We start from the raw sequence: 20,689 nt of genomic DNA, 5'->3' as shown, positions 1-20,689 counted from the left end.
TCGTTCTCAACTCCCTCAGTCGGTGGCGGGCGTGGTGACGGGCATGGTGGTGGACCTCTGGGCGCTGGGGAAGCTGAACAGCGGAATGACGGAGGGGATGGGGACGGTAGCGGTGGCGGTGACCTCGTCGCCGCCGCCCGGGGAAACGGTGACACCCGTGTCCAGCCAGGCGCTCGTGGCGGCTTTGCCGGCAGCACCGGCGTTCGCGGTCGGGTCCTGCGACGCCACCCGCGCCGCCGCTCTCGACGCCGTACCCGCCTGCTGTACGGCGTACGCCACGAACCCGAGCTGGACGGCCGCCAGGGCGGCGATCAGCAGCACGGTGACCCAGCCGACGAACTCGACCGCCGACTGGCCGGCGTCTCCGGCGCGCCGCCCTTCACGTACGTACGCGGTCATCGGTCGCCCTCCCTCGCGACGGACGCCGTGCCGGTCACGGGTACGGGGATGTCGAAGCCCGGGAACAGGACAGGGACGTTCAGGTCGACCGACGCCGTGTACAGGTCGCCGTCGGGATAGCAGTTCGCCTGCGCCGTCCACGCCCCCGAGACGCTCCCCTGCGCCGCCGCCGCGCACGCCCCCGCCCCGCCCACCGTCCCCGCGCGGGCCGCCGCGTCCGCCGCGTTGCCGGCCAGCGACCAGGCGTAGCCGACGAGGGCGGCCTGCCAGAGCAGGACGATCACGCCGAGGACGACCGGGACCATGCCGGTGAACTCGACCGCGACCTGTCCCCGGTCATTTCCGTGACGGCGTCTCATGACGTATCCCCTACCTGTTGCCGCGCCCGCGCCGCAGCCCCACCGAGCCCCGGTCGCCGCGGAACTTCCCCTGCCTGCTTTCCCCTTCCACTGCCTTCACGATCCCCAGTTCGCCCGCCAGTGCCCACAGCGCCTGCTTGACGGACGACTTGGCTTCCAGGTCCTGCATCCGGCCGGCGTCGACGACCGACTGGAGTTCCTTGAAGTTCGCGGGTACGGAGGTCCTCGTGACGCGCGTGCCGGTGATCTTCTCGACGAGCGGGGGCTGGATCTCGGTGTTGCGGATGTGCCGGTTGACGACCGTCACCGTCTCCTCCGCCTTGCGGATCTGGAGCCGGTCCCAGAGCCGGACCATGCGCTTGGCGGCGCGCACGGCCACCACGTCCGGGGTGACGACGAGCAGCGTGGTGTCGGCCATCTCGATGGCGGCGGCGTTGGCGCTGTCGAGGTGCGTACCGCAGTCGATGACGACGACCTCGTAGCGGTTGCGCAGCGCGCTGACGATCTGGCGGACCGACCGGTCGCTGACGTCCTCGCCCCGCTCGCCCTCCCCCGGCGCGAGGAGCAGCCCGATGCCGGTCTGGTGGGCGTACAGGGCGTCCTGGAGCACCCGGGGCGATATGTCCTGGACGGCGGCGAGGTCCACGACGGACCGCCGGAACTGCACGTCCAGGTACGACGCCACGTCCCCGGCCTGGAGGTCCAGGTCCACCAGCGCCACGCTCAGGCCGGACGCCCGGGCGGCGAGGGCGAGCTGTACCGCGGTGACGGTGGTGCCGACTCCGCCCTTGGCGCCGCTCACGGTGATGACCCGGCCGCCCGGTCCGGTGAAGACGTCGCCGCCCTGTCCGAGGTGGCGCCGTACGCCCACGGACCAGGCGGCCGCGGACTGGACGCGCTGGGCGAGTTCCTCGTACGACAGGGGCAGGCCGATCAGGCCGCGGGCGCCGGAGTCCATGGCGGCCGAGTAGAGGCCGGGGCCCGCGTCGGCGGTGACGAGGACGACGCCGACGGCGGGGAAGCGGAGGGCGACCTCCCGGATGAGTTCGAGTGCGGGGACGGGCCCGATCCCGCCGTGGACCAGCACGACCTCGGGCAGTTCGTCGAGGGACTCGGCGGCGAGCCGCGCGAGGGTGTCGATCAGGGAGGTCGAGTCGCCGACCGGTCCGGCGGGTTCGGCGTCGGGGAGCTGGCTGAGGAGGGTGGTGATGGATCGGGCGGCGTCGGCGTCACCGACGGCCGGGAGGATGCGTGTGGTCATCCGGCCCTCACTTGTTCTTGTCTTCGTCGAGCGTGTAGCTGCCCTCGCCGGGCCGGAGGACGGTGGGGCTGTTCCTGGGCAGCAGGGCGAGCCGTACGTGCTCGGCGAACGACTCGGCGTAGGCCACGCGCTGGGCGTCGGTGGTGGAGAGCGCGAAGGTGATCGGTACGGCTTCCCGGATGCCGATGCCCCGGTTGTCGTCGCGCTTGCCGTCGAGCGGGGTGAGTTTGCCGACGTCGAGGACGCGGGCGTTGGCGACGATGATGCGGGACTCGGCGACGGCGCCCTTTTCGCGGTTGTCGTCGTCGAAGGTGGCGAAGATGTTCACCAGCGAGCCGGCGGTGATCTTTCCGGCGACTCCGGTGGAGGCGTCGATCATGATGGCGATCTCCTGCTGGCCGTTCTCCAGCGCGGGCCGTCTGGCGATCATGTCCTCCTGGAGCAGTGAGCCCTTTTTGAGGTCGGTGACGGCGATTTTGTCCTTGACGACGGAGAGGTCGGTGACGGCGTTTCCGGAAAGCCAGCGCTTGGGCATCTTTATCCTCTGGAACTGGCCGGGCTGGAGAGCCGTGTAGGCCGCCACGTCGGCTTTCAGTTCGTACGCGTCGACTTCCGGCCCGACCTTCGCATTCACGTCGCTGATCACCGTGACCACACCGGCGAACGCGCCGAGGGCGCACAGGACCGAAAGGAGCAGCAGAATGACACCGCGACGCTGACGTGAGTTCATGGGCGGGGCGACCTCGTGAGGAGACGTAGGCGTGGGAGTGGGCGTATCGGGTGGCTCATGCCGTTCCCTGGCTGAACTCGGGCGGCACGAGCGGGGCCGAGCAGAATCCGCAGCGGTCCCCTATGAGGTCGATTCCGCACCAGGAGCACACTTCCCGCCGTACGGAGGCGACGAGTTGGTAGAGGACCGAGATGTCGGGGAGAAAGGCGGCGAATTCCATCATCTTCGCCGTCCCCCACCATTTCGGCGAGTCGGCCGGCAGCGCGCTCTCCACCACTCCTTGTACGCGCCAGGCGGGCGCGAGGCTCTCGGTGACCCAGTCGGACGTCAGCTGTCCCCGGGCCAGCATCAGCTGCGTACCGAACTCCGGCCCGGCGAGCTGCTCCCCGGTGCCGATCCTGATCAGCTGCGGTGCCGGGGTGGCGAGGACGCCGAACTGTGAGCCCGGGACCCAGGACTTGGCGTGGGACTTCAGGCTCACGGGGACGCGGTCGAGCCGGGTGACGGTGTTGAGGACGGCGCCCGCGTAGATGTAGTGGGACAGCAGCCGGGCGGCAGAGGCGACGACGCCGGGGCTGAAGTCGCAGATGGACAACTGGCGCAGCTGGCGTACGAGGACGGCGACGCCGAGCGGCGGGAGGTCCAGTTTCAGGAGCGCGATGCGGTCGCTCTCCAGGACGGAGCGGACGGTGTGCAGGCGGCGTTCGTGGGGGGCGGGGAGGGAGGCGGGGTACAGGGCGATGACGTAGCCGTGCTGCTCGACCATGACCTGCATGTCGGCGACGGCGGCGTCCAGCGGCTGCGCGTCGGGGGACGGCAGCAGGGCCGCTGTGGGGGTCTGGTGGTCGGTCGGTGGTAGCACCAGATCGGCGCTGGTGACGGCGATTGCGGTCGGCACGCTGGTTCCCCGTTCGGCTCCGGCCGCCGGGATTCCGGCGCACCGCAGATACCTGCCTTACCTGCTTTACGTGCTCTGCCTGCTCCTCCACGCTCACTCCTGCCACCCGCACTTTAGCCAGGTCTGAGGGGGCAGAGAACAGCTTTCAGATCGCTCGCTCGCACTGCGTGGACGACCCGTGGGTGACCAATCCGGACGAAGGCGTCAGTGGTTAACTCCTGTTTCTTTCCAGAGGTCTTGACAAGTCGATTGGTCTGGACCAGCTTTACGAAAACGGCGGTGGCCACCGTTCCCCAGCACCTCCCCGACTCCCCCACCGGAGGCAGCACGTGGACCCCTCACACCGCACACGCGAAAGCGCACGCAGACCCGCACGCAGACCCGCACGCAGACCCGCACGTCGCGGCAGATGGCTCGGCGGGACCCTGGCGCTGGCCGTAGGCGCCGGGTTCGCCCTCGTCGGCGGGGCCGCCGGCACCGCGCACGCCGCCGACGTCAACGTCGCCAAGAACGCCGGCTTCGAGTCCGGGCTCGCCAACTGGACGTGCTCGGCCGGCAGCGGCGCCACCGTCTCCTCCCCCGTGCACGGCGGGGCCGCCGCGCTCCGGGCCACGCCCGGCGGGCAGGACATCGCCCGGTGCGCGCAGACCGTGGCGGTCAAGCCGAACTCCACGTACACGCTGAGCGCCTGGGTGCAGGGCGGGTACGCGTACCTCGGCGCGAGCGGCACCGGGACGACGGACGTGTCGACGTGGACGCCGGACTCGGCCGGCTGGAAGCAGCTGACCACCCGCTTCACGACCGGCGCGAGCACGACGTCCGTCACCGTCTACACGCACGGGTGGTACGGGCAGCCCGCCTACTACGCCGACGACATCTCGGTCTTCGGGCCCGACGGGGGCGGCGGGGGCGACCCCGACCCGGTGGTGCCGGCCACGCCCAGCGGGCTGGCCACCGGCGCGGTGACCTCGTCGTCCGTCGCCCTGAGCTGGAACGGCGTCTCCGGCGCGACCGGCTATCACGTCTACCGGGACGGCACCAAGGTGCAGTCGGTGACCGGGACGTCGGCGACCGTGACCGGGCTGGCCGCGAACACCTCGTACAGCTTCCAGGTCAGCGCGGTGAACGCGGCCGGTGAGTCGGCGAAGTCGGCGGCGGTGACGGGGAAGACGTCCACCGGTGGGACCAACCCCAACCCCGCCGTGCCGCGCCACGCGGTGACCGGCTACTGGCAGAACTTCAACAACGGTGCCACGGTGCAGAAGCTGCGGGACGTGCAGGCGCAGTACGACATCATCGCCGTGTCGTTCGCCGACTCCACCGCCACGCCCGGCCAGATCGTCTTCAACCTGGACCCGGCCGTCGGCTACGCCTCGGTCGCCGACTTCAAGGCCGACATCGCGGCGAAGAAGGCCGCCGGCAAGTCGGTGATCATCTCGGTGGGCGGCGAGAAGGGCAACGTCACCATAAACAGCGACGCGTCGGCGACGGCCTTCGCGAACAGCGCGTACGCCCTGATGCAGGAGTACGGCTTCAGCGGGGTCGACATCGACCTGGAGCACGGCATCAGCTCCACGTACCTGACCAAGGCGCTGCGTCAGCTGTCGGCGAAGGCCGGGCCCGGGATGGTACTGACGATGGCGCCGCAGACCATCGACATGCAGAACACCGGAACGGAGTACTTCAAGACGGCGCTGGCCGTGAAGGACATCCTCACGGTGGTCAACATGCAGTACTACAACAGCGGTTCGATGATGGGCTGCGACAACAAGGTGTACGCGCAGGGCTCGGTCGACTTCCTCACCGCGCTCGCCTGCATCCAGCTGGAGGGCGGCCTCGACCCCTCGCAGGTCGGGCTCGGCGTGCCCGCCTCACCGCGTGGCGCGGGCAGCGGCTACGTCGACCCGTCGATCGTGAAGAACGCGCTGGACTGCCTGACGCGCGGCACCGGCTGCGGCTCGTTCAAGCCGTCGAAGACGTACCCGGCGCTGCGCGGGGCGATGACCTGGTCCACGAACTGGGACGCCACCGCCGGCAACGCCTGGTCGAACGCGGTCGGGCCGCACGTCCACAACCTGCCGTAGCTACCGTCCGGCGAGGTAGTGGTGCAGTACGGGGCCCAGTTCCGCCAGCCACTGGTGGAGCTGGGCCTTGCGCTTGGCGTCGATCCGGCACTCGTACAGCATGCCGCTGGGGTGGGTGACGGACACCATCAGCACGTGGCCGTACGGGGCCGGGGCGAAGTGGACCGTGGAGACGCCCGCCCACGGGAAGTCCATGGTGTGGCCGTTGACCTCCAGGGACACCCCGGACGGGTCCACGATCACGGAGTTGCGCCGGTCGTGCGCCACGAACTCGGGTCCGTCGGCGAGCGGCAGCGTGTACGGGGCCGGGTACGAGGCGGGGTACGGGGCCGGGTACGAGGCGGGCGCCGGGGCCGGGCCGCCGTACGGCGCCGGTGATGCGCCGTACGGCGGCTGTATCGGTATCGGCGGGCCGAACCCGGGGGGCGTTGTCATGCCCCCAGTATCGCCAACGTGACCAGGCCCGCGCCCTACCAGGGCAGCTCGCGCACCTGCTGCACGCACAGCACCACGAACAGCAGCCCCGCCGCGCCCAGCACGCCGTTGCTCAGCCAGCCGTTGCGCCATTCGCGCGGCGTACGGGAGGAGTTGAGCAGCCACACCAGGGTGAGGGCCAGGAACGGCATGAAGAAGGCGCCGATCACGCCGTAGACGATCACCAGGCCGAACGGCTGGTCCAGGAAGAGCAGGGACATCGGCGGGAACGTCAGCCACAGCAGGTACGCGCGGAAGGGCAGCGACTTCTCTCGTACGCCGGCCGCGACCTCCTCGCCCGTGGTGGCGCCCCGCTTGCGGTAGTGGGTGACGAAGTCCGAGAACATCAGGCTCACGCCGTGCCACACGCCGATCAGGGACGTGATGGAGGTGGCGAAGAACCCGATGAGGAACAGCTTGGAGGTGACGGTCCCGTACTGGTCCGCCAGGACGTTGCCGAGGTCCAGGAGTCCCTTGTCGCCCTTGGCGAGGGCGACGCCGGAGGAGTGGAGCAGCTCGGCGCCGACGAAGAGCATGGCGACGACGAAGACACCGGTGGTGATGTAGGCGACGCGGTTGTCCAGGCGCATCACCTTCATCCAGGAGGTGTCCGTCCAGCCCTTGGCGTTGACCCAGTAGCCGTACGCGGCCAGCGTGATCGTGCCGCCGACGCCGCCGATCAGGCCGAGGGTGTAGATCAGCGAGCCGCCCGGGAGGACGGGTACGAGGCCCGCGAGCGCGTCGCCGAGGTGCGGGGTGACGCGGATGGCGAGGTAGACGGTGACGACGAACATGACGCCGACGAGGATCGTCATGACCTTCTCGAAGACGGCGTACCGGTTGAACCAGACGAAGACCAGTCCGCCCACGCCGCACAGGACGGCCCACCACTTCAGGTCCATGACGCCCGGGAACAGCGCCTGGAGGGGCAGGGCGCTGGACGACATGGCGGCCGCGCCGTACACGAAGCCCCAGATGGCGACGTATACGGCGAAGTAGACGGTCGTCCAGGCGCCGAGGCTGCGCCAGCCGTCGAAGAGGGTGCGGCCGGTGGCCAGGTGCCAGCGTCCGGCGGCCTCGGCCAGCGAGATCTTGACGAGGCAGCCGACGACGGCTGCCCACAGGAGCGTGTAGCCGAACTTGCTGCCCGCGATGAGCGTCGCGACGAGGTCGCCGGCGCCGACGCCGGTCGCGGCCACGACGATGCCGGGCCCGATGTAGCGCCAGCTCGCCTTGCGGAGCCGGGGGCCCGTCCCCTCGGTCTCGCCCTGTTGCGCGGTGTCTGCCATGCGTTGCCGCCTTTCATTCACCCGACGTCACGTCACCAAAGCGCGCGGCGCGGTGATCGCGCAAGGGGTACGGGGGGTGACGCCACGACCGGATGCCTACTTGACGCGCTCATGCCACGGCCGGACGATGCCTCGCACGGGGCAACCCACCCCGTACCCCCCACCGCAGGAGACGACATGCGCATGCGCATACGCGGCACACGCGGCATACCCGGCAGAAGGTCCGCCACCCTCACGGCCCTCCTGGCGCTCGCCGTCGCGGCACCGCTCACCGCCACCACCACGACGGCCGCCGACGTGCCGACCGCCCCCGCCGCCACCACGGAGGAGGTCATCCGGCAGTACGAGATCCACGGCCCGTCCACCCCGGCCGAACGCACCGCCCTCGCCGCCACCGGCGTGTCCATCGACGAGGCCGACGACCACGCGGTCGTCGTCAGCGCCAACGCCGAACAGGCCCGCAAGCTGCGCGCCCTCGGCCACAAACTCGAAGCCCTGCCCGCCCCGCCCGACCGGACCGGCGGCAAGGCCTCCGGCACCTCCCTCGGCGCCATGGACTTCCCCTCCGCCGACTCGCGGTACCACAACTACGCCGAGATGAACGCGGAGATCAGCCAGCGGCTCCAGCAGTACCCGGGCATCATGAGCCGCCGCGTCATCGGCAAGTCGTACCAGGGCCGCGACATCGTCGCCATCAAGATCAGCGACAACGTGGCCACGGACGAGAACGAGCCCGAGATCCTCTTCACCCACCACCAGCACGCGCGCGAGCACCTCACCGTCGAGATGGCGCTGTACCTGATGCGTGAGTTCGGCGCCGGCTACGGCTCCGACTCCCGGATCACCAGCGCCGTCAACAACCGCGAGATCTGGATCGTGCCGGACCTCAACCCCGACGGCGGCGAGTACGACATCGCCACCGGCTCCTACCGTAGCTGGCGCAAGAACCGGCAGCCCAACTCCGGTTCGTCGTACGTCGGCACGGACATGAACCGCAACTGGAACTTCAAGTGGGGCTGCTGCGGCGGCTCCTCCGGCTCCCCCAGCTCCGACACCTACCGCGGCACCGCGCCCGAGTCCGCCCCCGAGGTGAAGGTCGTCGCCGACTTCGTCCGCTCCCGGGTCGTCGGCGGCAAGCAGCAGATCAAGGCGGGCATCGACTTCCACACGTACAGCGAACTCATCCTGTGGCCGTACGGCTACACGTACAACGACACGGCCCCCGGCCTCACCCAGGACGACCGCGACGCCTTCGCCACCGTCGGCCGCAAGATGGCCGCGAGCAACGGCTACACGCCTGAGCAGTCCAGTGACCTGTACATCACGGACGGGTCCATCGACGACTACCTGTGGGGCGCGCACAAGATCTTCGGCTACACCTTCGAGATGTACCCGCGTTCTTCCTCGGGCGGCGGCTTCTACCCGCCCGACGAGGTCATCGAGCGCGAGACGAGCCGCAACCGGGACGCGGTGCTGCAACTGATCGAGAACGCGGACTGCATGTACCGGTCGATCGGCAAGGAGCAGCAGTACTGCGCGTAGTGCCCGAGGGCCGTCGCGGTACGGGATTCCCCGCCGTACCGCGGCGGTTCAGCCGAGCGCGGCCAGTGCGTCGATCTCGATGAGCAGGCCGGCGGGGAGGCCGACGTAGACCGTCGTACGGGCGGCGGGGACGGCGGTCAGGTCGGCGAAGTACGCGTTGTAGATCTCGTTCATCTCGGCGAAGTGCGCCGTGTCGGTGAGGTAGACGCGCATCATCATCACGTCGTCCCAGCTCGCGCCGCCCTCCTTCAGGACCGCCTCCACGTTGGCGAGGGTCTGGAGGGTCTGCTCGCGCAGGGTCGGCCCGGCGACGGTCGGGGGCTCGCCCTCGACTGCCGGGAGGAAGCCGACCTGGCCGGCCACCTGGAGGATGTTGCCCTTGCGTACGCCGTGGGAGAAGCGGGCGGGCGGGGCGGTGTGGGTGGCGGGGGTGATCGCGGTCTTCGGGGTCTTCCCGGTCATGCGGTGTCCTTGCCTGAGTAGTCACGGCTGATGGCATCGGCGGTGCGGCGCACCAGTGGGAGCAGTGCGAGGAGTTCCTCGGCGGTGACGACGACGTTGGGCGCGGACACCGACATGGCGGCGACGACCCGGCCGTCCGCGCCGCGGATCGGGGCCGCGACGCAGTTGATGGACTCCTCGTGGCCACCGAGGTCGGTGGCCCAGCCCTGTTCACGTACGGCCGCCAGCTCCTGGAGGAAGGCGGCGGCGTTCGGGATCGAACGGGGCGTGTACATGGGGTAGTCGAGCTTCGCGGCCAGCGCGCGGCGCTCGGCCTCGGGCAGGTCGGCGAGCAGCAGCTTCGCCACGGCGGCGACGGTGATCGCGACGGGCTTGCCGATGCGTGAGTACATGCGGACCGGGTAGCGGCTGTCGACCTTGTCGAGGTAGAGCACCTCGCCTTCCTCGTACACGGCGAGGTGCACGGTGTGCCCGGTCTCCTCGCCCAGCTGTACGAGGTGTGGGTGGGCGATCTCGCGGATGTCGAGGTTCTCCACGGCTTCCTGCGCGAGGGCGAACAGCCGGGCGCCGAGGCGGTAGCGCTGGTCCTGCTGGCGGTAGACGAGCCGGTGCTCATGGAGGGTGCGCAGCAGCCGCAGGGCGGTCGACTTGTGTACGCCGAGGGCGCCGGCGACCTGCCCGAGGTCGGCGGGGCCGCGCGCGAGCAGCGGCAGGATGCTGAGCGCGCGGTCGACGGTCTGGCTCATGGCGTACGTACCTCCTGGTCTTCCCCGGTCCGCGTCCAGCCGGGGCCGAGGTGCAGTCTCTCCCAGGCGTCGTCGTCGAGGCCGGCGAGGCGGTCGGCGTGTGCGGTGGCGGGCGGGGTGCCGAGGTCGCCGGGGACGGTGAGCGCGGCGGCGGCGTGCAGGTGCCCGTGCCGGAGGCGGTGCTTGAGCGTGCGGCCGCGGAGGGTGGCGGACAGGAACCCGGCGGCGAAGGCGTCGCCGGCCCCGACGGGGGCGACGACGTCGACGCGGGGGGCGGGGACGAAGGTGACGGTGTCGCCCTGCCGGGGCCGCGCCCCCTGTGCGGGAGGGGAGGTTTCACCGTGGGGACTGACGCTCCCACACCCCCGGTGCGCGGCAGCTTCGCGCCGCGGGGCGCGGGGGTCCGGGGGCGGAGCCCCCGGTTCAACGCCCGCGCAGCGGCTGAACGCCGTCGCGCCACGGCCGCCCTGCTTCACCACCAGTACGCACGGCTCCGGCAGCGCCGCCCGGATCGCCGCCGCGCCCCGCAGGGACCACGCCGCCTCCGCCTCGTCCTCGCCGACGAAGACGAGGTCGGCGCCCCGGGCGAGGTCGAGGAGGACCGAGGGGTCGGCGCCGCGCCACAGGCCCGGCCGGTGGTTGACGTCGAAGGAGAGCAGGGGGCGGCCGGGGCGGCGGGCGGTGAGGGCGCGCATCAGGGCCAGGCAGCCGGCGGAGAGCGCGGCGGTGATGCCCGACAGGTGCAGGACGCGGGCGGGGGCGAGGTCCTCGTACGGGACCGTCTCCGGGGACATCGCGGAGGCGGCGGACCCTGCCCGGTAGTAGACGACCTCGTGGGCGCCGTTGGCCCGGTCGGTGGCCGTGCGGAAGTAGATGCCGGTGGGGCGGGTGGGGTCGCGGCGTACGGCGGCGGTGTCGACCCCGTACGCGGCGACGGCCTCCACCAGGTGGTCGCCGAAGCCGTCGGCGCCGACGCGGCTGACCCACCGCGTCCGGTGGCCGGCGGCGGCCAGCGCGCAGGCGACGTTGGACTCGGCGCCCCCGATGGCGCGGGCGAAGGACGGCACGTCGGCGAGGCGGCCGGGGCGGGAGGGCAGGAAGGTGACCATGGACTCGCCGAGACAGACGACGTCGGTTGCGGTCACTCTGGGGCTCCTCACTGGGTCCCGGCGGATCCATTGACCCGGCGTTGCGCCGGATGTTAGACACCACCGAGCGATATACGCAATGAGCGTTGCAGAGAATGCAACAGATGGGGAACGGGTTGCCATGGCCTCCGAGCACCTCAAGGACGAGCGCGTCGACCACCGGTTCAAGGGGCTCCCCATCGACGCCGAGGGCCTGACCGTCGGCGAGCTGGCCGCCCAGCGCCGCGACCTCTTCACCGGCGGCTTCACCACCCCTGTCCTCGCCCTCTCCGCCGAGGCCCTGGAGCACAACCTGGCGCTGCTGGAGACATACGCCGAGCGGCACGGCCTCGCCTTCGCGCCGCACGGCAAGACGTCCATGGCGCCGCAGTTGTTCGACCGTCAGGTGGAGTACGGCGCCTGGGGGATCACGGCGGCCGTGCCGCACCAGGCCCGCGTCTACCGGACCTTCGGCATCCGGCGGATCTTCCTCGCCAACGAGCTGGTCGACGCCGCCGCCCTCCGCTGGCTCGCCGCCGAACTCGCCGACGACCCGGACTTCCGCTTCATCTGTTACGTCGACTCCGTACGCGGCGTCGAGCTGATGGACCAAGCCCTGCGCCGTTCCCGGCGCCCCGTCGACGTCGTCGTGGAGCTCGGCGCGGGCGACGGCGCGCGCACCGGGGCGCGTACCGAGGCGGAGTGCGCCGCCGTCGCGGACGCCGTGGCCGCGACGAGCACGCTGCGCCTCGTCGGCGTCGCCGGGTACGAGGGCGAGGTGCCGGAGGCGACGACCGGCAGCGTACGGGCCTGGCTGCGCCGCCTCACCGCCCTCGCGGTCGAGCTCGACAAGGCGGGCCGCTTCCCGGCCGGCCTGGACGAGATCGTCGTCAGCGCGGGCGGCAGCGCCTGGTTCGACACGGTCGCCGAGGTGTTCGCCGAACTGCCGCCGCTGTCCCGCCCGGTGCTGAAGCTGCTGCGCTCGGGGGCGTACGTGTCCCACGACGACGGCCAGTACCGCAACCTCACGCCTTTCAACCGGGTCCCGGAGGAGGGCGCCCTCCAGCCCGCCTTCCGCCTGTGGGCGCAGGTGGTGTCCCGCCCGACGGCGGAGCAGGCGTTCGTCAACGCGGGCAAGCGGGACGCCGCGTACGACCTCCACCTCCCCGAGGCACAGGTCGTCCGCTCCGCGCGCGACGGGTCGGTCCGCCCGGCGGACGGGATCACGGTGAGCCGCCTGTCCGACCAGCACGCCTGGCTCGACACGACGGCCGAGGCGGAGCTGGAGGTGGGCGACTGGGTCGGCATGGGGCTGTCGCATCCCTGCACGGTGTTCGACAAGTGGCCGCTGATCCCGCTGGTCGAGGCGGACGGCACGGTCGTCGACTACATCCGTACCTTCTTCTAGGAGCGGCCGCCATGGACCTCGTCATACGGGACGTACGCGTCGTCGACGGCACCGGCGGCCCCTCCTACCGCGCCGACGTCGGCATCACCGGCGGCAGGATCGCCGCGATCCGCCGGGAGGGCGACCGGCCCCTGCCCGCCGCACGCGTCCTGGACGCGCACGGGCTCGCCCTCGCCCCCGGCTTCATCGACATGCACGCCCACAGCGACCTCGCGCTGCTCCGCGACCCCGATCACAGCGCCAAGGCCGCGCAGGGTGTCACGCTCGAAGTGCTGGGCCAGGACGGCCTGTCGTACGCGCCGGTCGACGACCGCACCCTCGGCGAGGTCCGCCGGGCCGTCACCGGCTGGAACGGCGACGGCTGCGACATCGAATTCGACTGGCGGACCGTCGGCGAGTACCTGGACCGGCTGGACCGTCAGGGCATCGCCGTCAACGCCGCCTACCTCGTCCCGCAGGGCACTGTCCGCGCGTACGCCATGGGCTGGGAGGACCGCCCGCCGACCGGCGCCGAGCTGACCCGCATGAAGCAACTCGTCGCCGAGGGCATGGAGCAGGGCGCGGTCGGCATGTCGTCCGGCCTCACCTACACGCCCGGCATGTACGCGCGGGACGCCGAACTGACCGAGCTGTGCCGGGTCGTGGCGGCGTACGGCGGCTACTACTGCCCGCACCACCGCAGTTACGGCGCGGGCGCGCTGGAGGCGTACGAGGAGATGGTCGCCCTTACCCGGGAGGCCGGCTGCGCGCTGCACCTGGCCCACGCCACCATGAACTTCGGCGTCAACAAGGGCAGGGCACCCGAGCTGCTCGCGCTGCTGGACGAGGCGCTGGCGGACGGCGCGGACATCTCGCTCGACACCTACCCCTACACGCCCGGCTGCACGACGCTCGTCGCGATGCTGCCGAGCTGGGCGGGCGAGGGCGGCCCGGAGGCGGTCCTGGCCCGCCTCCGCGACGAGGCGACGGCCGAGCGGATACGCCACCACCTGGAGGTCACCGGCTCGGACGGCTGTCATGGCGTACCCGTCGAGTGGGACACGATCGAGATCTCGGGCGTCACCGATCCGGCGCTGGCGCACTTCACCGGCCGCCGCCTCGACGGCTGGACCACCGCCCGCCGCCTGCTGATCGAGGACCGGCTGGGCACGACGATCCTCCACCACGTCGGCCACGAGGAGAACGTCCGGGCGATCATGCGCCATCGCGTCCACACCGGCGGCTCGGACGGCATCCTCCAGGGCGCCAAGCCGCACCCGCGCGCGTACGGCACGTTCCCGCACTACCTGGGACGGTACGCGCGTGAGCTGGGCGTCCTGTCGCTGGAGGAGGCGGTCGCCCACCTCACCTCCCGCCCCGCCGCCCGCCTCCGCCTCCCCGACCGGGGCCTGGTCCGCGAGGGCCACCGCGCCGACCTGGTCCTCTTCGACCCGGCCACGGTCGCGGCGGGCGCCACCTTCGACGCCCCGCGCACCCTGCCGGCCGGCATCCCGTACGTGCTGATCGACGGCCGCTTCGTCATCGCCGACGGCCGGCGGACGGACGTCCTGGCGGGCCGCGCGATCCGCCGTACGCCCGCGTCCTGAACATGTCGGCAATGGCAAGCCGCGTGGGAGAAGTCCGGCGAAAAGCTTCACTGGGCATGAGGGATCTCCCCCGCACTCTTGAGAGGAGTGCGAGGGAGAGTCGGAGGTCGTCCCGCCGCTCAGATGATGCGGTAGGGCGCCCAGCCGGTGCCGACCTGGTAGCGGCTGGGGAAGGCCTCCATGCCGGGCTTTCCGGTGCCGGGGTAGACCCACAGCGTGCCGTCAGACGCCTGACGGGTCAGGACATCGGTGATCCCGTCGCTGTTGAAGTCCCCGGTGCGAGTGACGTCCTGGGTCTGCCAGCTCCTGCCGACCTGGTACCGGGTGGCGAAGGTCTCCATGCCGGACTTTCCAGTGCCGGGGTAGACCCACAGCGTGCCGTCGGACGCCTGACGGGACAGCACATCAGTGCGCCCGTCGTTGTTGAGGTCGCCGGTGGTGATGACGTTCTGGCTCTTCCAGCTGGTACCGACCTGGTAGCGGCTGGGGAAGGCCTCCATGCCGGGCTTTCCGGTGCCGGGGTAGACCCACAGCGTGCCGTCGGACGCCTGACGGGTCAGGACATCGGTGATCCCGTCGCTGTTGAAGTCCCCGGCGCGAGTGACGTCCTGGGTCTGCCAGCTCCTGCCGACCTGGTACCGGGTGGCGAAGGCCTCCATGCCGGACTTTCCGGTGCCGGGGTAGACCCACAGCGTGCCGTCGGACGCCTGACGGGACAGGAGGTCACCGATGCCGTCGTTGTTGAGGTCGCCGGTGGTGATGGCGTCCTGGCTCGTCCAGCTGGTGCCGGCCTGGAAGCGGGTGCCCAGGGCGCCCATGCCGGGCTTTCCGGTGCCGGGGTAGATCCACAGAATGCCGTCGCTCTTGACGGCCGCGAGGTCGGCCTTGCCGTCACCGGTGAGGTCGTCCGGATTGCGCGAGGTGGCGTGCTCGACCCAGGCGCTGATGTCATCCACACGGGTGTCGATAGCACCGGTACGGGTTTCGGCCGGATCGATGCCGAGACATCCGCCCTGCCAGGAACGGGAGTTGATGGCGACGAGTTCCGTGGTGCCGTTGACGGTGCGCAGGGCGGGACCGCCGGCGTCGCCCTTGCAGACGGTCGCGGTGTCGGAGCCGTTGAGGTCCACTGTCGTGGCCGTGGTTGACGCGACGGTGAACGTGCCGGTGTGAAGCTTGTCGGGCACCCATTCGGTCTTGGTGCGTCCGAATCCGGCCTTCACCAGCTCCTCACCCTCGGTGGCGGGCGTGGTCGCCAACCGGACGGGCGTGATGCCCGGATCGGTGATCTTGGCGGCGAGTTTGACGAGCACCAGGTCCCGGTCGGCATGGGGGACGAGCCGGATGGCCGACAGGACGCTGCCGCCGGCCTGGGTCAGGTCGGTGCGGCCGACAGTGACGGTGGTGGTAGTGGCGGGTTTGCCTGCGGGCGGTTTGCCGTCCGCGGCGAAGCAGGTGGCCGCGGTCAGGACCCACTGCCGGTCGATGAGGGTGCCGGTGCAGGCGGTCTCTTCACCGACGTTGATTTTCGCGACGTAGTTCAGCTGTGCCGGGGCGTCGGCTCCGGTGAGTGCGGTGGCGGGAGCAGCGCTCAGCACGACGGGGGCCGCGAGCAGGGCAGCGGCCAGCGCGGAGAGACGAGGGCGTCTGGAGAGGTACATGAATGTGGCTTCCTGGGCACGAGGGCCGCGCGTCCTGTGGGCACGGGACCGCGGAGTGGTGAGCATGTCGATGGTGACTGCGGTTACTTGGAGGACCTGATCTCGACGAGCAGGTGATCACGGCCCTCTGGGTCCGCGGTTTCACCCACCGAGGTCCAGGCGTTCTTGTTGATGTCGAACGACTTCTCCTCGGTACCTACGGTCATGTCGACCGAGGTCGTGTAGTCGTTGCCCTTGACCGCGTAGACCGCGGGGATCTCCAGGGTCAGCCAGCCGGAGTCGCCCACCACCTTGAAGCAGATCTTGTCCGTCTTGTCACGGGCCAGGATCTCCAGGAGGCCGGTGCCGGCCGCACAGTCGGCCAGGGTGATGTGCCCGTCACCGCGCTTGAGGACGATGTTCTTCTCGGCCAGGATCTTGTCCGCGTTCGGGTAAGTGAAATCCTCCACCGTGTAACCGGGGGCGTCCCCCGCGACCAGTGCGGTGGGGCCCGTCTGCTGCGACGCCCCGCCGGGGATGCCCGTGGTCGCCGTGATCCAAGCCAGGGCGCCGACCGCGGCCGCGCCCAGTGCGCGCCGCGCAAGCCGCTTGCGCTGCGGCTTCACGGGCATTCTGCTGTATTCCTTCATTGCATCCCCAAGTTCGTCGCTGACGGCCGAATGTTCATCATCGGGCTCGAAATCGGGTGCACAGGAATGCGATATCAACATCGCCCTGCCGGGCATGCTCCAACTCCTGCGGAAAGCAGTTCCCTTACCTCTCAAAACGAGAGGCCCCCTGTCCCGGCGATCATCATCCGCTTCCCCATACCAACATGAAGTGGCCCTCAGGTCGAGTGAAAAAACCCATGCATACCGGCGCAATCCCTACGCATGCTTCGTGATCTACGTCACCGCTTGTAAAGGTTGTGCCGAAAGTTGTGAAGGACATGTAAATGAATACTGAGGGACGATCAGAAGCGGATTCGCAGCGTCCGTTGAAAGACCGGACTCTTCAATTGGTCCCTCCGGTATGAGAGGTTGATAAGGTCCGGCACTAGAACGAGCTCCGCCTACACGCGACTTCGCACTCATGGGCATTCCATCCCGCGGGCACGTCGGAAACCGGCCTGCCAGGGAGATCCGACATGTCCTGTCCACAGCTCACACGAGGACAACTCTCTTATGCAGACAACTTTCTGGAGCCGGCGCCGCGTGCTTGGTGCGCTCGCCGCCACCACCGCCGTAGCCTCCACGCCCTCGGTGCTCCTCGCCCCGGTCGCCGCCGCGGTGGAGGGCACTGCGCCGGATCCCGTCCCCCTGCCGGCCACCGAGCGGGCGAAGGTGGTCAAGGCCTGGATATCGGGCGGAAGAGGCGTCAAGTCCGCCGCCGCCCGGGCCCTGGTCGGCTCCGAGAGCGAGATCCAGACCTTCCTGGCCGAAACGCTGCCGAACCAAACCGTGCAGGACAACCGCGTCGCCATCGTCAGCAGCCTGGACCGCGCGGGCAAGGGCCTGCGCCGTGAGGCGGTCGCCGCCCTCGACAACGGTGACGCCGCCATCGCCGACTTCCTGAGGGGCGGCTTCAAAACCGCCATCCTCGAGGACCTCCAGGTGGCCACCACCATCGTGTCGGGCACCGGCGACAGAGCGGTCCGCCGAGCCGCCACCGCCGCCCTGACCGCCGGCACCGAGCAGTCCCTGATCGCGTTCCTCACCGACACCCAGTACGACGCACGCCTGGAGGACGCCCGGGTCCAGGTGGCCACCATGCTGACGCAGGCCGGCCCGGAGGTGCAGAAGTACGCCGACCGCGCCCTCAGCGGCAGCGCGTCCGACGTGGAGTGGTTCATCGAGACCGGGCAGCACATCGCCCGTGCCCGGGACCAGGAGTCGGCGACGATCGAGGAGCTCGTCGCCGTCGTCCAGCGGGAGGGCAAGCGCGCCGAGCGCGAGACGAACCTGGCCGTCGAGGCCTCCGCGCGCGCCCAGACCGCCGCGGACAAGGCAAAGGAGGCGGCGGAGAAGGCCGCCGCCGAGGCTGCGGCTGCCCAGCAGGATGTACAGAAGTCCGGGGCGGCGGCCCGCAAGGCGGCGGGCGCCGCGAAGGGCGCGGCGGATGCCGCTCGTAACGCCATCAACGCCTCGAACGCCGCTGTGTCGGCGTCCCGTCGCGCCTCCTGGGCCGCCACCGGCGCCGCCCAGGCCGCCGCGAACGCCGGCAGCGCCGCGGCCCGCGCCTTCCATGCCGCGATCGGTGCCTCCAAGGATGCCGGCAAAGCCGAGGCCGCCAAGAACGCTGCGGTCGCCGCCCGCAACGCCGCGGCCAAGGCGCGTACCGCGGCCAAGGCGGCCGACCAGGCCGCCGTCGCCGGAACCAAGGCAGCCGCCGCCGGTACCGCCGCCGCCTCCGCCGCACGCAACGCGGCCGCCGCCGCGAACGCCGCCGCCCAGGCCGGTGCCGCCGCCGGTGCCGCACAGTCGGAGGCCGCGGAGGCCAAGCGCCAGGCCGCGATCGCCTCCAGCGCCGCGAACCGGGCCACCAATGCCGCCTCCGCCGCCCATACCCTCGCCACCACCGCGGCCGCGGCCGCCCGCACCGCCCGGGACGCCGCCAACACCGCGGCGGACCACGCCGACAAGGCGGCGGCCGCCGCCGAGGAGGCCGTGAAGTACGCGGGCCAGGCCGTCGACTACGCCAACAGGTCCACCGCCCACGCGGCGGCGGCCGTGCTGGCCGCCAACACGGCCACCAAGGCCGTCTCGGACGCCCTCCTGGTGGAGCAGAACGCGCGGAAGGCCGAGGCGGAAACCCTTGAGCAGGACAAGCTGCAGGCCATCGAGGAGGTCAGGCTGCTCGCTGAGATCGAGACGAAGGAGATCACTGCCTATCAGAACAAGGTCGCCCAGGCGCAGCAGACCGATCAGGCGACCAAGGACCTGATCACCAAGGCCGAGCAGGCGCTGGCGGCGAACGACATGGAGCTCGCGGCGGTCCAGGGGCGCAAGGCGGCCGTCGCCCTGCTCAACTCCAGGGGTGCCTGGACCCGGCAGGCGGCCCAGTTCGCCCTCTCCGGCTCGGACGACGACGTGTACGCCTGGATCGACCTCGACCGGCACCTGGCCCAGGTTCAGGACGACCGGGAGACCACGCTCCACGTGGCCACGATCGCCGGCCCCAGGATCGCCGAAGCGGCCCAGGCCGCCCTGGAGAGCCCTGATTCCAAGGCGGTCGGCGACTTCCTCACCGGCGGCATGAAGAGGGCCTCCGACGAGGACAACCGGGTGGCGATCACTCGCATCCTGGACTCGAATCCCGGCAAGGCCGTCACCGAGGCGGCGAACAAGGCACTCGACATCAACACCACCGAATCGCTGCAGAACTTTTTCGACGACGAGTACCCCCGGGCGATACGGGAGGACGACGCGGTCCTCACCCTCACGCTGATGGAAACCGGGGGTGCCTTCACCAAGGCGTACGCCGAGGTGGCCATGGAGGGGCCCACCTGGATGCGCCGCAACTTCGTCTCCCTGGTGCAGTACCGGACCGCCCAGCTCGACCACGACACCGCCACCCATGTAGCCGCGATCCGGGGCGCCATCGCGGCTGCGGCGAAGATCGCCGAAAAGGCGCAGGAGAACGCCGCCTTGGCATCCAAGGTCGCAGCCGACGCCCGGAGTGCCGCCGCCGAGGCCAAGGAGTGGGCGGCCAAGGCACTTGACTCCGCGGCCAAGGCCGAGGACTACGCCGACGAGGCCAGGCGGAACGCGGACGCGGCCGACAAGTCCGCCGCCGACGCCAAGGCGTCCGCGGCACGGGCGAGCGCGGCGGCGTCGACCGCCCGTAGTGCCGCCCGCTCCGCGAACTACTCGGCGAACAAGGCGATGGACTCCGCCCGTTCCGCCCTGAAGTCGTCGTACAGCGCTCAGGCTTCCGCCGCGAGCGCCCGCGCTTCCTCGATCGCCGCGGGCAAGGACGCGGCGACGGCGGCGGCCGCGGCCACCGAGGCCAGGCGGATCGCTGCGGCCAAGCGTGAGGCCGAGCTCAGGGCCGCTGCGAAGGAGGCTGCCGAGAAGGCCCGCCGTGAGCGGGAGGCCAAGATCAACCCGGCCGACAAGGACACCAACGACCAGATCAACCCCAACGGCACCAGCACGGACGCCGACGAGTGGTGGAACGACGCCGGCTTCTACGCCGACGCGTTCAACGCGATCAGTGTCGGCGCCGGGTTCCTGGCCGCGGGCTGCGCCCTCGCCGCCCTGGTGTTCCCCCCGGCCGCCGCGGCCGCCGGCTTCTTCGCCGCGGTCTCGATGGGCGCCAGCGGCCTCGGCACCCTCTTCACCGGCATCGAACACGGCTTCACCAGTGGCGAGTTCATCGACTCCGCCATCGGCACCGGCCTGAGCCTGGTCACCTTCGGCCAGTCCAAGTGGATCGGTGCCGCGGACAAGGCCCTCGGCGGCAAGCTCATCAAGCCCGTCGTCGGCAAGATCGCCGACGTCGGCGAGGACGTCGTATCGGGGGCCACCAAGGTCCTGTCGTCCATCTTCTGACCTGCGTCCTAGCGCTCGGCGCCTGGGCCGGGACCGAACGGCCTCGGCCCGAGCCCGGCCGGTCCCCATCGCACGAGAACGAGGGGCACCGCTGTGCCGGTGCCCCTCATTGCCCTTACCGAAGCCGTCGG

At 70.8% G+C, this 20,689-nt stretch carries 17 protein-coding genes; 5 read left to right on the top strand and 12 right to left on the bottom strand.

All coding sequences use genetic code 11. The features are described 5' to 3' along the window. Positions 1–15: 15 nt before the first annotated feature. Genes AMK26_RS09290 through AMK26_RS09270 form a run of 5 tightly spaced genes read right to left on the bottom strand, consistent with a single transcriptional unit; the run spans position 16 to position 3,647 of the window. Complete coding sequence (locus AMK26_RS09290; protein ID WP_073754023.1) at positions 16–399, bottom strand: TadE family protein; 384 nt, start codon at positions 397–399, stop codon at positions 16–18. Further along, positions 396–758 (bottom strand): TadE/TadG family type IV pilus assembly protein, encoded by a 363-nt coding sequence (locus AMK26_RS09285; protein WP_073754021.1) that lies wholly within the window; start codon positions 756–758, stop codon positions 396–398. Before AMK26_RS09285 ends, AMK26_RS09290 begins: the two co-directional genes overlap by 4 nt. A 10-nt stretch (positions 759–768) precedes the next feature. Continuing rightward, complete coding sequence (locus tag AMK26_RS09280) at positions 769–2,019, bottom strand: AAA family ATPase (RefSeq protein WP_073754019.1); 1,251 nt, start codon at positions 2,017–2,019, stop codon at positions 769–771. Between the two features lie 7 nt (positions 2,020–2,026). Further along, on the bottom strand, positions 2,027–2,749 hold the full coding sequence (gene cpaB, locus AMK26_RS09275) for a Flp pilus assembly protein CpaB (protein WP_073754017.1): 723 nt from the start codon (positions 2,747–2,749) through the stop codon (positions 2,027–2,029). 55 nt (positions 2,750–2,804) lie between these two features. After that, the gene (locus AMK26_RS09270; RefSeq protein WP_073754015.1) at positions 2,805–3,647 is read right to left on the bottom strand and encodes a hypothetical protein; all 843 of its coding nucleotides are present in this window, start codon (positions 3,645–3,647) and stop codon (positions 2,805–2,807) included. Between the two features lie 425 nt (positions 3,648–4,072). On the opposite strand from AMK26_RS09270, the gene AMK26_RS09265 reads away from it, so the two are divergent. Continuing rightward, positions 4,073–5,731: a chitinase gene (locus AMK26_RS09265; protein WP_073754745.1), complete on the top strand. Its 1,659-nt coding sequence runs from the start codon at positions 4,073–4,075 to the stop codon at positions 5,729–5,731. Here the strand turns inward: AMK26_RS09265 and AMK26_RS38325 are convergent, their stop codons facing one another. Both AMK26_RS38325 and AMK26_RS09255 read right to left on the bottom strand, forming a co-directional pair. After that, positions 5,732–6,166 (bottom strand): hypothetical protein, encoded by a 435-nt coding sequence (locus AMK26_RS38325; protein WP_073754013.1) that lies wholly within the window; start codon positions 6,164–6,166, stop codon positions 5,732–5,734. 35 nt (positions 6,167–6,201) lie between these two features. Continuing rightward, positions 6,202–7,494, bottom strand: a complete 1,293-nt coding sequence (locus AMK26_RS09255) for an Nramp family divalent metal transporter (protein ID WP_073754011.1) — start codon at positions 7,492–7,494, stop codon at positions 6,202–6,204. Positions 7,495–7,671: 177 nt separating this feature from the next. On the opposite strand from AMK26_RS09255, the gene AMK26_RS09250 reads away from it, so the two are divergent. After that, positions 7,672–9,036, top strand: a complete 1,365-nt coding sequence (locus AMK26_RS09250) for a M14 family metallopeptidase (RefSeq protein ID WP_073754009.1) — start codon at positions 7,672–7,674, stop codon at positions 9,034–9,036. A gap of 48 nt (positions 9,037–9,084) precedes the next feature. On the opposite strand, the gene AMK26_RS09245 is transcribed toward AMK26_RS09250, so the two are convergent. From AMK26_RS09245 to AMK26_RS09235, 3 genes are read right to left on the bottom strand one after another with little or no spacing between them, the layout of a single operon-like run. Then, positions 9,085–9,498: a RidA family protein gene (locus AMK26_RS09245; protein ID WP_073754007.1), complete on the bottom strand. Its 414-nt coding sequence runs from the start codon at positions 9,496–9,498 to the stop codon at positions 9,085–9,087. Further along, the gene (locus AMK26_RS09240; protein ID WP_073754005.1) at positions 9,495–10,244 is read right to left on the bottom strand and encodes an IclR family transcriptional regulator; all 750 of its coding nucleotides are present in this window, start codon (positions 10,242–10,244) and stop codon (positions 9,495–9,497) included. Before AMK26_RS09240 ends, AMK26_RS09245 begins: the two co-directional genes overlap by 4 nt. Next, positions 10,241–11,389 (bottom strand): sugar kinase, encoded by a 1,149-nt coding sequence (locus tag AMK26_RS09235; RefSeq protein ID WP_274536114.1) that lies wholly within the window; start codon positions 11,387–11,389, stop codon positions 10,241–10,243. The genes AMK26_RS09240 and AMK26_RS09235 overlap by 4 nt, the downstream gene beginning before the upstream one ends. A gap of 124 nt (positions 11,390–11,513) precedes the next feature. On the opposite strand from AMK26_RS09235, the gene AMK26_RS09230 reads away from it, so the two are divergent. Both AMK26_RS09230 and AMK26_RS09225 read left to right on the top strand, forming a co-directional pair. Further along, positions 11,514–12,779, top strand: a complete 1,266-nt coding sequence (locus AMK26_RS09230) for an amino acid deaminase (protein WP_073754003.1) — start codon at positions 11,514–11,516, stop codon at positions 12,777–12,779. An 11-nt stretch (positions 12,780–12,790) separates the two neighbouring features. Further along, the gene (locus AMK26_RS09225; protein WP_073754001.1) at positions 12,791–14,365 is read left to right on the top strand and encodes an N-acyl-D-amino-acid deacylase family protein; all 1,575 of its coding nucleotides are present in this window, start codon (positions 12,791–12,793) and stop codon (positions 14,363–14,365) included. A gap of 119 nt (positions 14,366–14,484) precedes the next feature. On the opposite strand, the gene AMK26_RS09220 is transcribed toward AMK26_RS09225, so the two are convergent. Next, positions 14,485–16,026, bottom strand: coding sequence for an FG-GAP-like repeat-containing protein (locus AMK26_RS09220; RefSeq protein WP_073753999.1), 1,542 nt, complete (start codon positions 16,024–16,026; stop codon positions 14,485–14,487). 83 nt (positions 16,027–16,109) lie between these two features. After that, positions 16,110–16,637 carry a hypothetical protein gene (locus tag AMK26_RS09215; RefSeq protein WP_198944022.1) on the bottom strand — a complete coding sequence of 176 codons (528 nt, stop codon included), beginning with the start codon at positions 16,635–16,637 and terminating at the stop codon, positions 16,110–16,112. 552 nt (positions 16,638–17,189) lie between these two features. On the opposite strand from AMK26_RS09215, the gene AMK26_RS09210 reads away from it, so the two are divergent. Continuing rightward, on the top strand, positions 17,190–20,558 hold the full coding sequence (locus tag AMK26_RS09210) for an ALF repeat-containing protein (RefSeq protein WP_198944021.1): 3,369 nt from the start codon (positions 17,190–17,192) through the stop codon (positions 20,556–20,558). Positions 20,559–20,689 lie beyond the last annotated feature (131 nt).

The sequence above is a fragment of the Streptomyces sp. CB03234 genome, assembly GCF_001905885.1.
In the GTDB taxonomy this organism is placed as follows: domain Bacteria; phylum Actinomycetota; class Actinomycetes; order Streptomycetales; family Streptomycetaceae; genus Streptomyces.
The sequence above is the reverse complement of the archived record's forward strand: the minus strand, read 5'-3'. Positions and strand labels throughout refer to the sequence as shown.

What these genes read in the sequence shown, in the direction of transcription:
- AMK26_RS09290 (WP_073754023.1), bottom strand. Translation starts at nt 399, where the DNA reads ATGACCGCGTACGTACGTGAAGGGCGGCGCGCCGGAGACGCCGGCCAG.
- AMK26_RS09285 (WP_073754021.1), bottom strand. Translation starts at nt 758, where the DNA reads ATGAGACGCCGTCACGGAAATGACCGGGGACAGGTCGCGGTCGAGTTC.
- AMK26_RS09280 (WP_073754019.1), bottom strand. Translation starts at nt 2,019, where the DNA reads ATGACCACACGCATCCTCCCGGCCGTCGGTGACGCCGACGCCGCCCGA.
- cpaB (WP_073754017.1), bottom strand. Translation starts at nt 2,749, where the DNA reads ATGAACTCACGTCAGCGTCGCGGTGTCATTCTGCTGCTCCTTTCGGTC.
- AMK26_RS38325 (WP_073754013.1), bottom strand. Translation starts at nt 6,166, where the DNA reads ATGACAACGCCCCCCGGGTTCGGCCCGCCGATACCGATACAGCCGCCG.
- AMK26_RS09255 (WP_073754011.1), bottom strand. Translation starts at nt 7,494, where the DNA reads ATGGCAGACACCGCGCAACAGGGCGAGACCGAGGGGACGGGCCCCCGG.
- AMK26_RS09250 (WP_073754009.1), top strand. Translation starts at nt 7,672, where the DNA reads ATGCGCATGCGCATACGCGGCACACGCGGCATACCCGGCAGAAGGTCC.
- AMK26_RS09245 (WP_073754007.1), bottom strand. Translation starts at nt 9,498, where the DNA reads ATGACCGGGAAGACCCCGAAGACCGCGATCACCCCCGCCACCCACACC.
- AMK26_RS09240 (WP_073754005.1), bottom strand. Translation starts at nt 10,244, where the DNA reads ATGAGCCAGACCGTCGACCGCGCGCTCAGCATCCTGCCGCTGCTCGCG.
- AMK26_RS09230 (WP_073754003.1), top strand. Translation starts at nt 11,514, where the DNA reads ATGGCCTCCGAGCACCTCAAGGACGAGCGCGTCGACCACCGGTTCAAG.
- AMK26_RS09225 (WP_073754001.1), top strand. Translation starts at nt 12,791, where the DNA reads ATGGACCTCGTCATACGGGACGTACGCGTCGTCGACGGCACCGGCGGC.
- AMK26_RS09220 (WP_073753999.1), bottom strand. Translation starts at nt 16,026, where the DNA reads ATGTACCTCTCCAGACGCCCTCGTCTCTCCGCGCTGGCCGCTGCCCTG.
- AMK26_RS09215 (WP_198944022.1), bottom strand. Translation starts at nt 16,637, where the DNA reads ATGCCCGTGAAGCCGCAGCGCAAGCGGCTTGCGCGGCGCGCACTGGGC.
- AMK26_RS09210 (WP_198944021.1), top strand. Translation starts at nt 17,190, where the DNA reads ATGCAGACAACTTTCTGGAGCCGGCGCCGCGTGCTTGGTGCGCTCGCC.